Origin of the sequence: Candidatus Aquicultor sp. (genome assembly GCA_036504445.1) — a bacterium.
In the GTDB taxonomy this organism is placed as follows: Bacteria; Actinomycetota; Aquicultoria; order Aquicultorales; family Aquicultoraceae; genus DASXVE01.
In genome coordinates this window covers 59827-72122 of the sequence record DASXVE010000019.1, presented here as the reverse complement: position 1 = coordinate 72122, position 12296 = coordinate 59827, and the positions used below count along the sequence as shown (strand labels likewise).

The following is a 12296-nucleotide window of genomic DNA, read 5'->3' as shown; positions in this document are numbered from 1 at the left end:
TAAGTGTAAAGCTAGCTAGAAGCAATATGTTGAAATACACGTTGAAAAATAAAGTAGTTGATATGCAACTTTACAAGGGACAGTAGTAGCGATGGTACATATTCTAAGATATCCGACGTATCAGATTTTCCTGACAGCTGTGCTGGCTCTCGTAATAACGGCAGTTTTAACGCCGCTATGGATCAGGTTACTCAGAAAAGAAGGCGTTGGGCAGGTCATCCGTATCGATGGACCGCAACAGCACCTGATAAAGTCGGGAACGCCGACAATGGGCGGCGTCATTATTATCCTGACCGTCGTGGTGGCGTACTTATTGACAGCGAGTTTTCATAGCAGAAGCATTGTCGCGCTGTTGACGCTATTGGCGTGCGGGTTTGTCGGTTTTATAGACGATTACCGCAAGGTAGTTAAGGCACGCTCGCTCGGTATAAAGGCTCGCACAAAAATCATCTGGCAAGTGGTCATCGGAGTAATCGCGGGAGTTGCTGCGGTTAACTTCGCGCATCTTGGGACATCTGTTGAAATTCCACTTACCAATCTGGTTGTTCCGCTAGATTGGCTCTCGTTTTCTTTTACTGTCGCAAATATTAATATCGTGGTGCCGACGCTCTATATCGCGATGGTTGTTTTAATCATCGTTTCAGGGGCGAATGCCGTTAACTTGACCGATGGTTTGGACGGACTTGCCGCCGGCACCGTCATGATAGCGATGCTTGCCTACGCCGGCATCGCGTTCCGGCAAAACAACCTTGATCTGGCCATTATCTGCGCGGCGATAGGCGGTGCGTGCATTGGCTTCTTGTGGTTCAACAGCTATCCGGCAAGTATTTTTATGGGAGACACCGGGTCGCTGGGTCTTGGCGGCGCCATTGCGATAATGGCGATTTTAACGAAAACTGAGCTGCTGCTCGTGTTGATCGGTGGTATTTATGTGATCGAGGGGTTATCGGTTATCGGACAAATCGTCAGCTACAGGTATTTTAAACGAAGAATTTTAAAAATGGCGCCGATACACCATCACTTTGAAATGTTGGGGTGGTCTGAAACGCAGATTATGATGCGGTTTTGGATCATATCCGGTGTATTTGCAGGCATAGGCTTTGGAATTTACTTCATGATGGCAACACGGGGTGGTTAGCGCATTGGATTTTGCAAGTAAGCATGTTCTCGTACTTGGATTAGGAAAAAGTGGGAAAGCCGTATCGCTTGCCCTTAAGAAATTGGGGGCAGATGTGTTGGCTTCCGATACGGCTACGAGCGTAGCTGTACAAGATATCGCAGATGAACTTAGTAAAGCAGGCGTTAAAGTTGTTCTCGGCAACCAGGGAGAAAAGCTGCTCGATAATGTTGACGCGGTTGTCGTAAGCCCCGGTGTTCCGAGCAACGTGTTGGTTCTCGAGACAGCCAAAAGGCGAGGCATCCCGGTCTTAAGCGAGATCGAGTTCGCATATAACCTTACCGACGTGCCTGTCATAGCAATTAGCGGTACAAACGGCAAGACGACAACGACAACGCTCATAGGTGAAGTATTCAAGAATGCGGGAAAGGCTGCAACAGTCGCCGGCAATATCGGAACGCCGCTGGTAGGCGCTGTCGATAATAAAGATATAGAGACGCTCATCGTTGAGGTGAGCAGTTTTCAGCTCGATACGATTAACGAATTTCGACCGAAAATATCGGTGCTTCTTAATGTAACCGAGGACCATCTCGACTGGCACCCGGATTTTGAAGATTATATGAGAGCTAAAGCGCGTCTGTTTATGAATCAGCAGTCGGATGATTTTGCCGTCGTAAATATAGACGACCCCGTCGTTGCGAGGCTTGTTTCCGATATCCGTGCAACCGTTATAGCAACCAGCAAGTTTACCAAACCGGAGTGCGGCGTCTTTATAAAAGACGGACGAATTACGGTTCGGCTCGGCGATGATATAGATACAGATATTTGCGGAACCGAGGAACTCAAAATTCTTGGGAGCCATAATCTCGATAATGTGATGGCGGTAGCCGGCGCCTGTTGTGCCGCCGGTATCAGCCCTAAGGTGATTCGCGATACAGTCATCGCTTTTGGCGGGCTCAAACACCGGATCGAATATGTTGCTACGGTTGACGGTGTTCGCTACTACGATGATTCGAAAGCAACGAACGTCGACGCCACAATTAAGGCGCTCACGGCGTTTAAAGAACCGACAATCCTTCTTGTTGGCGGAAGAAATAAAGGAAATAGTTTTAAGCCCCTTGCCCAAAGTATTCACAGCAACGTACAAGCAATCATCGGCTTCGGTGAAGCCGGGCGCGAAATTGTAGGCAAAATGCCCGATTTCACAGCCAGGCAGTATGCGGAGACCGTCGATGGTGCGGCTAAGCTGGCATTTGAACGTGCAAAATCCGGTTGGATTGTACTGTTCTCGCCGGCATGCGCCAGTTTCGACGCATTCTCGGGATACGCCGAGCGCGGTGATGCATTCCAAAGAGTCGTAACAGCGCTTGGGGAAGGCAATGACATCGAGCAAAGCTAAGGGTAGAAAACATCACAATCGAAAATCAACCCAGGATAGGAAGAACTATCACTGGATGCTCGGCGTCGTCTATATTATGGTGCTTTTCGGGCTCATCATGATACTCTCGGCAAGCTCGATTCGGGCGTTTGCCGGCACCGGGGACAGTTATTACTACATTAAAAAACAATTTTTGTGGATGATTGTGGGTTCGGTTGCTCTTTTTGTATTCTCGCGAATTCCGGTACACCGGTTGCAGCAGCTCACAAAGCCCGCCTTGTATTGTGTTGCAGCTCTGTTAGTCGGTGTTTTGATTCCCAGCATCGGCCACGAGGTCGACGGATCGAGCCGCTGGATCCCTATCGGTGGGTTTCGCCTTCAGCCATCCGAATTCGCTAAATTTGCGATCATACTATATACTGCGGATTTTTTAGCAAAGAAAAAAGGCAAAATTAAAGATATCCAGGAATTATTTTCCCCATATGGTTTGATTGTCGGAGCTTTTGTCGTTCTCGTAATGTTGCAACCGGACTTGGGTACAACGTTGACCATGTGCCTGGGCGCTTTTACGCTGCTTTTTATATCCGGCCTCGAACTTCGCATGATCGCTGTGATCGGAATTGCCGGCGCCATTGTTGGCGCATTTTCTATTTTATCTCGTGATTATCAGCTTAAACGCTTTACCGCCTTTTTAAATCCTAATGCCGACCCACTTGGCGCTGGATACCACATACGCCAATCGCTCATAGCATTTGGTTCGGGCGGCCTATTTGGCGTTGGGCTTAGCATGAGCAGGCAAAAATATTTTTATCTGCCTGCGGCGCATACCGACTTTATTTTCGCAATTATTGGGGAAGAGCTCGGTCTTATCGGCACAGTCTTCACAGTTGGGCTTTTCACAGTGTTTGCATATTACGGGATCAGGATCGCCTTTCAAAGCAAAAATACCTTTTCGCGCTACCTTGGCGCGGGTATTACTTCGATGATCGCACTGCAGGCCCTGGTCAATATGGGTGCGGTCACCGCCGTATTGCCGGTCACAGGTATCCCGATGCCGTTCATCAGCTATGGCGGCTCATCACTTATGGTGAATCTTGCGTGCGTGGGGATTCTTCTTAGTATCGCCCTAGAAAACGAGCGCACAACGCGTGGCCGCAGGTCTAAGCCCGAACTCCACATCGTCGGCGACAGCCATGATCTTGAAGATGAGCATGTAGCAAAGCGAAGGACGAGGGCGAAAAAGCGGAGCTCAAGTAGCAGTGCCACGCGGGGTAAACCCAAGAAGAGCAGTTCAACAAACAAGAGGGGTAAGGCTTCGAGCGCTTCGACATCGAGAGATTCCAGGTCTACTAGCACTTCAAGGTCAAAATCAGGCACAATAGAAACTAAACAAACCGGGAGAACAAAATCACATGCGAGTAGTAATAAGCGGCGGCGGGACAGCGGGTCACGTGTATCCAGGCCTAGCCCTCGCCAAAGCACTTCAAAAAATAAAAAATGATATAGATATACTCTATATCGGAACCACAAACGGTCTTGAAGCGACGATTGTGCCGCAGGCAGGCCTTAATTTTAAAGTCGTCGATGCCCGAGGCTTACCAAGAAAACCATCGGTTAAAGCGCTTGCGACATTTTTCTCGGCGGGCCGGGGCACAATTGAAGCGGCCGGCATATTGAAAAACTTTCAACCTGATGTCGTCATCGGAATGGGGGCGTATGTAAGCATGCCCGTTGTGGGTGCCGCCGTACTCCGGAAAATCCCTACGATTATCCATGAGCAAAACGCTGTTCCGGGTTTGGTTAACCGGGTGCTCGGGAAGGTTGTATCGGCAATCGCGGTATCGTATCCGGGCATGGAAAGCCATTTTCCAACAGGCAAGCGGATAGTGTTTACCGGTAATCCCATCAGGGAAGAGGTTATGCGGGTTGACAGGCAGGAAGCGGCGCGAGCATATTCGATCGAAGAATCGCGAAAAGTCGTGCTGATATTTGGCGGTAGCCGGGGGGCCCAAAAGATCAATGAATCAGCAGTAGGATTGTATGACCATTGGCGACACAACGATGGCTTGCAGATAATCCACTCTACGGGTAAGATAAACTATGATCCGGTGAGGGAGTCGATTGACGCATTGAGATCGGCAGGAGATTCGCTCGCTTACAGCACATATCCATATATAGATGATATGGGTGGGGCTTATGCGGTGGCTGATCTCTTAGTCTGTCGTTCGGGGGCTACAACGATAGCAGAGATTTCCTCTATCGGGCTACCAGCTATTTTGATCCCGTACCCTTATGCAACCGATAATCACCAGGCAGAAAATGCGCGCCAGCTTGAGCGTATGGGCGCCGCAAAAGTGATCCTGGATCAAGATGTTACGAGCGATTCGTTGTGCGGCGCGGCAGAAGAGCTCGTCTTTGACAAGGAGAAGCTCGCAGCTATGTCTGCCGCATCACTGGAGTTTGGTCGGCCTCGTGCGGCGGGTGAGCTTGCCGATCTGGTATTTGAGGTAGCGCAGAGTAAGAAGAACGAACAACCTATAGAAAACAAATTGGGAAGTAGCTACTAATGAACCAAGAGACGCAAAATTAGAGGAGACACAATAATGGTTGAAAATTTGATGCATATTCACTTCATAGGTATCGGCGGTGCAGGTATGAGCGGTATCGCTAAAGTATTACTTGAAAAAGGGCATTCAGTCAGCGGTTCTGATTTGAAAGACTCACGCTATACCGCGGCGCTTAAAGAACTGGGAGCGACGATCTACATAGGCCACAACAGCGACAATATTAAAAATCCTGACGTTGTGGTCGTTTCAACTGCGATTCCCGAAGCAAATCCGGAAGTACGGGCTGCCAGGCAAGCCGATATTTCGATTATCCGAAGGGCCGAGATGCTTGCGTGGCTCGGTCGGGATTTACGCAGTATTGCGGTAGCCGGTACTCACGGCAAAACGACAACCACATCGATGGTTTCATGCGCTTTTGAGAAAGCGGCGCTCGATCCGACGTTTCTCATCGGCGGCGAACTAAATGATATAGGGAGCAATGCCAAACACGGTAGCGGCGAGTTCTTGATCACCGAAGCCGATGAAAGCGACGGCTCGCTGTTATATCTTAACCCTGAAGTAATTGTTATCACCAACATTGAAGCGGATCATTTAGATCATTATAAATCGCTCGATGAGATCGAAGACGTTTTTTATACTTTCGTCGAGTCGATTCCCGAGCAAGGTTTTGTAGTTGCATGCGCCGATAACCCTGGTGTCGGGCGCTTGATGAATCGTTCTAAGAAGCGGTTTGTTACCTATGGCATAGAGTACGAGGGAAATGATGGGATAAAGCTCGACTTTATAGCTCGCAATATCCAGCAGAAGCGGCTCGGTAGCACATACGATGCTTACCAGGGCGACACCTTGATCGGCACAATCGATTTAGGTGTCCCGGGCGTTCATAACGTATACAATTCGCTGGCAACAGTAGCCCTCAGCATGAGCCTTAGTCTTGATAAGGACGCCGTATTTGCAGCCTTGCATCAATTTGCAGGGGTGAAACGGCGGTTCCAAATAATAGGGAAAACGCCCGAGCTAACGCTCGTAGATGATTACGCACACCATCCAACCGAAGTGAAGGCGACGCTTAACGCCGCACGGGGCGGCGATTGGGAACGGCTCATATGTGTATTTCAACCCCACAGATACTCGCGGACTAAGTTCCTGGGCAAGGAATTCGGGGCGGCGTTTAAAGATGCGGATATCGTTGTCCTTACCGATGTATACGCTGCGGGCGAAGAGCCGATACCGGGTGTGACGGGCAAAGTCATTGTGGACGCGGTGCTCGCGGAAAGCCCGCGAAAGAATGTCGTCTATTTACCAAAAAAGACCGAGATACCTAAGTTTCTTCTTGAAACGGTAAAAGAGGGGGATCTAGTCCTGACAATGGGTGCCGGTGATATCAGCGCTATTGGGGAAGATTTCTTCAACATGGTGGCGCACCACTAAAAACAAGCCCTAAAATAGAAAATTGAACGAGAAATTATTCGCAACTGCGTACAGATAAAACCGTTTAAATAGGTGAAGGGAGCATGGTTGAGCGGCAGGTACATCAACCGGGCGTTCGAGACGCTTGAGAAACACCTGAAAGGCAATGTAGTTCGCGATAAGATTCTCGCGAAAGAAACAACCATGCGCGTAGGCGGGCCTGCCGGGCTGTTCGCGATTGCTGATTCGATAGAGCAGCTCCATATCGTGGCGACCACAGCAAAAGAGTGGGGCCTGCCGCTTTTCATTATAGGTAAGGGCTCAAACCTGCTTGTATCAGATGCGGGCTTCCCGGGTATCGTGATGCGTCTTGGCAGTGACTTTATGCGTAAAAGAGTTGACGGTTCCTACCTGCGGGCAGGCGCCGCCATTTCATTGCCCTTACTCGTGCAGACCGCGGTAAGATGCTCGCTCGCGGATTTGAGTTTCGCTGTCGGGATACCTGGAAGCCTCGGTGGTGCGCTGGTGATGAATGCTGGTGCGCACGGGAGCTGTATGGCTGATATCGTGCGAGACGTTGTAGTATATACAAGTGCGGGCGAGCTGATTGCGCTGCAAAAAGATGCGCTTAAGTTTGAGTACAGGAACGGCGGTTTTAGCAGTGGCGATATCATTGTCGAGGCGACAATGGCGCTCGCAGCGGCGGATGAAGATGGTATTAAGCGTCGCATGGAAGACAACTTCGCCGCACGCAAAAGCAGCCAGCCGCTTAGATATCCGAATGCCGGAAGCGTTTTCAAAAACCCGATCAGCACGTCTGCCGGAAAGCTTATCGAGGATGCAGGCTGCAAAGGCATGCGGATTGGTGGCGCAGAGGTCTCGACGAAGCATGCAAATTTTATCATTAACCTTGAAAACGCAACCGCGTTTGATGTATATTCGCTCCTACGAGCTGTTCAAAAGCGAGTGTTTGATATTCACGGTATCATTCTCGAGCCTGAGATAGAGTTCCTCGGTGAGTTCGATGAGGCATTGATTGCAGTTACGAACGACCGGTGATGTAATCAGTCATAACACACATCATAGTTTAAGAAGTAGCAGGTGATGCAAATGGTTGAAGGCAGAAGTCTGGCGCGCTCTAAGGCGGAAGAACGGTATCGAAAAATCGCACACATCAAGCGGCAACGCCGCCTTAGAGTCACGGTCTTGTTCGGATCAATCTTTATTATTATTACTCTCGTGTATTGGCTCTACAACTCGAGTCTGTTCAATATCACCAACATAGACGTAGCTGGAAACAAGTTTATCCCATCGTCCAAAATAGCTGCCGCGTGCGGTGTGACCGAGAATACCAGCCTTTTAAATGTGCCGGTCAAAGATATTCGCCGGAAACTTCTCAAAGACCCATGGGTTCAGGACGCTCAAGTCAAGCGTGCTTTACCGCATACTTTGCGCGTTGATATTGTTGAGAGAACACCGATAGCTCTCATTTCGCACGCAAATAAGTTCTATATGATCGATGCAAATAAGTGTGTAATCGCCGAGCGTCCAAATTCTGACGGTGTAACCATACCGATTATTACAGATATTCCGGTTGCCAAGGTGCAAATCGGTCACCGTATCGTGAATAGCTCGCTTGAAAATGCCATCTTATGCCTGAACTCAATGCCGGCATCCCTCAGAAATTCAATTAATCTGCTCTCGGCATCATCTATCGATAAGTTGTCCCTGTACAATCGAGCAAATATTGAGATACTCTACGGAGAAGCGAAACAGGCTGAAGATAAAAATACAGTGCTCGCAGGAATCTTAAAAAAGCAGGGCAAGCAAGTAGTGTTTATTGATATACGAAGTTATCCTCATTCAGATCCCGTTATTAAACGCATGGATTCCGTACCGTAAGCGCTAGCTCGCTATCCAAGGGCCAGCTTTGACGGGGAACACCGTTTACCACGCTTTATTCTAGCTGCTCAGGGGCAAAGTGCTGCTAGAATGGCAATCATTTCCATGCAAAAGTTTTATGAAATGAGGTTGCTTTTTTTGCTTGGATAGGATAAGGTTATTGCTGAGATTCAGAATGCGTAGCACTATATATGTACTAGAGATAGAGGCTACAACACTAAATCACTAGTTGAGGGTTGGAAGGAGGCTTCTTGGTGTTAGATGCGGGCGCAAATTACCTAGCAGTTATTAAAGTAGTCGGAGTCGGTGGGGGCGGAACCAACGCGGTTAACAGGATGATCGAAGCGGGCCTCAGGGGCGTAGAGTTTATCGCATGCAATACCGACGCACAGGCGCTTCTAATGTCTGATGCAGACTACAAAGTCCACATAGGCGCTAATCTGACCAAAGGCCTTGGAGCGGGAGCCGATCCTGAAATCGGCTTTCAGGCTGCCGAAGAAAGCAGAGATGATATCAAAGAAGCTCTGCAGGGCGCGGATATGGTTTTCGTAACCGCCGGCAAAGGTGGTGGCACCGGTACAGGTGCAGCCCCGGTTATCGCGGGAATCGCGAAAGAGATCGGGGCCCTAACGGTAGGCGTAGTAACAAGACCGTTTAGTTTTGAAGGTCGTAAGCGTTCGATGCAAGCCGACGAAGGCATTATGAAGCTTCGTGAAACAGTCGACACCCTCATTATTATTCCAAACGATAGACTCCTGCATGTTGCGGAGAAAAAGACCTCAATTGTTGAGGCGTTCCGGATGGCCGACGACGTTCTCCGTCAAGGCGTCCAGGGCATAACCGATTTAATCACCGTCCCCGGCTTAATAAATCTCGACTTTGCCGATGTGCGCACGATTATGTCGAATGCCGGCTCAGCGCTTATGGGCATCGGCGTTTCAAGCGGTGAAAACCGTGCGGTCGAAGCGGCAAAGAGCGCGATATCCAGCCCGCTGCTTGAGGCATCGATTGAAGGTGCGCAAGGTGTTCTCTTGAACATCTCCGGCGGATCAGACCTCGGTCTGTTTGAAGTTAATGAGGCGGCAGAGGTTGTTGCGAACGCGGCTCACCCTGAAGCGAATATTATCTTCGGTGCGGTTATCGATGACACACTTGGCGATGAAGTCAGGGTTACGGTTATCGCGACCGGATTTGATTTAAGGAAACAAGAGAAACTCGAGTTTGTTCAGAAAGCGCAACCCGAGGAACATGTTTCAAATATCCCGACATTTGATACGGAAGATCTCGATATCCCAACGTTTTTAAGAAAACGCTAGGGTTAACACAATATTTAAGATGAAATGCCGCCGAGCATTAAGCCGGCGGCATTATTTTTATAGGTTAATCTGTTTTTCAATGAGCTTCATTGCGGATGCTGTTAAGTATAAATAGTCAGTCGCGGTTTTCATACCAGAATATAGTTGAGAGGTTTTTCGAAAATACTTGCATGAAGCAATGATGTCGCAATGGAGGCGACGGCACAGTGGCCCAAGAAGCGTGCGCACAATCCAATTATAGTTTAATGCTTGAAGCGGGAGACGGTTTTAATGTTCTTGTAGCGGAGCCTCTTCTTGCTCGGGACAAAATCCTCGTGGCCTTTTCCGGGCGCCGTGGCGGGGTGAGCGAGGGTGCCTTTTCATCGCTTAATCTGGGATTGCACGTTGGCGATAATCCGGAGCGCGTCATCGCCAATCGCGAGAGAATCCTTAGCCATTTTGATCTAAACATCGAGGATGCTGTTTGTGCCGAGCAGGTACACGGCACTCGGGTACAGCGTGTGAGTTCGCTCGAAAGCGGTAGGGGCGCCCGCTTGCTGACGGGCACGATTGCCGGTACCGACGCGCTCACTACGGATCAAGCCGAGTTGCCGCTTATGCTCTTTTTTGCCGATTGCGTGCCTATCATAGTTGTCGAGCCGAAGAAGAGGATTATCGCGGTCGCGCATGCCGGGTGGAGAGGTGTCTACGGCAACATAGTTGAATCTACGACCGCGGCCATGGTTTCGAGTTGGAACCTATCGCCACAAAATCTTTTTGCATTTATCGGCCCTTCGATATGCGGCTGTTGTTATGAGGTAAGCTCTGAAGTAATGGACGCGTTCAAGGATCGTTTTATGCGGTTTGACGGCTGGCGCCATGAAAACCGCATAAACCTGGTGGAGATCGCCAGATTGCAGTTAACGGCAAGCGGAATTTCACCACAGCAAATTATATCGGCGGATATTTGTACGGCATGTCGGCACCAAGATTATTTTTCGTATCGGGCCGATAGCGGCATAACGGGCAGGCATGCCGCAATTGCCGCAATTCTTTCAGAAAGTTATCGCGGCGCTACAAAGCTTTAGCGAATAATGGTAGTATATGTTGAAATAAGGCTACTTAGACGAGTTGGGAAGAATAAATGCTCAGAAAAACATTCCACGATGAGCTCAAAGATCTTACGGCGGATGTCTTGGCGATGGGGCGTGTTACCCGCCAAGCCATAGGTAATGCTGTACAGGTTGTCGTTGATTGCGATATTGAGCTTGCCGATGAGGTTATAGCGATCGACGATACGATCGACGCAATGAATTACAACATCGAAGAGCGTTGCATGGAGCTTATCGCCCGCCAAGCACCGGTGGCAAAAGATTTGAGGCTGTGCTGGACGACGATGTTTATCGCGCTTCATCTAGAACGGATGGGTGATCTTGCTGTCAACCTTGCCAAAGGCGCGAAACGATGCCCGAAAGATGAGTTCGCCGCACCTGTATCGCAACATATAAACGAGATGGGGCGTGAGACGCTGATTCTTGTTGACATGGCGCTAAAGGCTTTTGAAGAAAAAGATCTTGAACTTGCGAGCAAGCTCGGCGGCCTCGACGATAAAATCGACCGCATGTATAAAAATATTTTTACACGGTTAGCGAAATATCAAGACAATGAATCGGTTGAATCAATCGGCAGCATACTTTTGGCAAGCAGATATCTCGAGCGCATAGCCGACCATTGCGTAGATATCGCCGATCGCATTGAATATCTTGTCACAGGGCACGTGCCAGGGGAATTATAGCTGACTGATACGCATTCTCAACTTAATAACACGTTGATTTTTGGCGGGAACACCGGATAAATATGGGTTTTTCCGCCTTTTTTAAGATTTAGCGTAAGAAAGCAGGAGTACTACATACCAATATAGAAATTTTTATAGATTATGTCGATAACTAAAAATGTACTGACAGTAAGAAAACGCATTGAAGAAGCGGCACAAAAGAGCGGCCGGAGCCCAGAAACGATCACGCTTGTCGCTGTGACTAAGAATCAACCTCTCTCAGCCGTATTGGAAGTGGTCAGTGCGGGTGTTACTGATATCGGTGAGAACCGGTCTCAAGAGTTAATTCCTAAGCAAGCGGCAGCAGGGAAGGGGATTAACTGGCATTTTATCGGTCATTTGCAAAGAAATAAAGTAAGGTATATCATACCTTACGTCTACCTGATACAATCAGTAGACAGCAGGGCTTTGGCTCAGGAGATAAGCATGAGGGCTAAAGCGATCGGAAAAACGCAGGACATTTTGCTTGAAGTAAACACGTCTGAAGAGCCGAGCAAACACGGTTTTGCGCCCAGAGACATCGTCTCAGCAGCTCAGGACATTGAAGGATTAGCGAATATACGCGTAAAAGGGCTCATGACAATGGCACCTTTTACTGAAGATACGGCTGTTTTAAAGAGTCACTTTGCAAAAACAAAGGAAATATTCGATAATCTAACTAGCAAGCAAGGCGAAAAACTGGACATGCGTTATCTCTCCATGGGTATGACCAATGATTTTGAGATAGCGATAGAACACGGTGCCAACATGGTACGCATAGGAACGGCTTTATTTACACCTTAGGAGGAGCTTA

General features: G+C 48.8%; 11 protein-coding genes. All 11 read left to right on the top strand.

Going from position 1 to position 12296, the window contains the following annotated elements; all coding sequences use genetic code 11:
* Positions 1-91: 91 nt before the first annotated feature.
* The 11 genes from mraY (at position 92) to VGK02_04710 (ending at position 12286) form a co-directional block, all read left to right on the top strand.
* Positions 92-1138, top strand: coding sequence for a phospho-N-acetylmuramoyl-pentapeptide-transferase (gene mraY / locus VGK02_04760; GenBank protein HEY3374357.1), 1047 nt, complete (start codon positions 92-94; stop codon positions 1136-1138).
* A gap of 4 nt (positions 1139-1142) precedes the next feature.
* Positions 1143-2516, top strand: a complete 1374-nt coding sequence (gene murD / locus VGK02_04755; GenBank protein HEY3374356.1) for a UDP-N-acetylmuramoyl-L-alanine--D-glutamate ligase — start codon at positions 1143-1145, stop codon at positions 2514-2516.
* The gene (gene ftsW, locus VGK02_04750) at positions 2497-3996 is read left to right on the top strand and encodes a putative lipid II flippase FtsW (GenBank protein ID HEY3374355.1); all 1500 of its coding nucleotides are present in this window, start codon (positions 2497-2499) and stop codon (positions 3994-3996) included. Before murD ends, ftsW begins: the two co-directional genes overlap by 20 nt.
* A complete protein-coding gene (murG, locus tag VGK02_04745) occupies positions 3908-5062 on the top strand; it encodes an undecaprenyldiphospho-muramoylpentapeptide beta-N-acetylglucosaminyltransferase (GenBank protein ID HEY3374354.1) in 1155 nt (384 codons plus the stop codon). The genes ftsW and murG overlap by 89 nt, the downstream gene beginning before the upstream one ends.
* A gap of 36 nt (positions 5063-5098) precedes the next feature.
* A complete protein-coding gene (gene murC, locus VGK02_04740) occupies positions 5099-6493 on the top strand; it encodes a UDP-N-acetylmuramate--L-alanine ligase (GenBank protein HEY3374353.1) in 1395 nt (464 codons plus the stop codon).
* An 87-nt stretch (positions 6494-6580) separates the two neighbouring features.
* Positions 6581-7531 carry a UDP-N-acetylmuramate dehydrogenase gene (murB, locus tag VGK02_04735; GenBank protein ID HEY3374352.1) on the top strand — a complete coding sequence of 317 codons (951 nt, stop codon included), beginning with the start codon at positions 6581-6583 and terminating at the stop codon, positions 7529-7531.
* A gap of 51 nt (positions 7532-7582) precedes the next feature.
* Positions 7583-8374 carry an FtsQ-type POTRA domain-containing protein gene (locus tag VGK02_04730; GenBank protein ID HEY3374351.1) on the top strand — a complete coding sequence of 264 codons (792 nt, stop codon included), beginning with the start codon at positions 7583-7585 and terminating at the stop codon, positions 8372-8374.
* A gap of 254 nt (positions 8375-8628) precedes the next feature.
* The gene (gene ftsZ, locus VGK02_04725; GenBank protein ID HEY3374350.1) at positions 8629-9690 is read left to right on the top strand and encodes a cell division protein FtsZ; all 1062 of its coding nucleotides are present in this window, start codon (positions 8629-8631) and stop codon (positions 9688-9690) included.
* Positions 9691-9896: 206 nt separating this feature from the next.
* A complete protein-coding gene (gene pgeF / locus VGK02_04720) occupies positions 9897-10757 on the top strand; it encodes a peptidoglycan editing factor PgeF (GenBank protein ID HEY3374349.1) in 861 nt (286 codons plus the stop codon).
* A 56-nt stretch (positions 10758-10813) separates the two neighbouring features.
* Positions 10814-11464 (top strand): phosphate signaling complex protein PhoU, encoded by a 651-nt coding sequence (phoU, locus tag VGK02_04715; GenBank protein ID HEY3374348.1) that lies wholly within the window; start codon positions 10814-10816, stop codon positions 11462-11464.
* 141 nt (positions 11465-11605) lie between these two features.
* Positions 11606-12286, top strand: coding sequence for a YggS family pyridoxal phosphate-dependent enzyme (locus tag VGK02_04710; protein ID HEY3374347.1), 681 nt, complete (start codon positions 11606-11608; stop codon positions 12284-12286).
* The last annotated feature ends 10 nt before the right edge of the window (positions 12287-12296 follow it).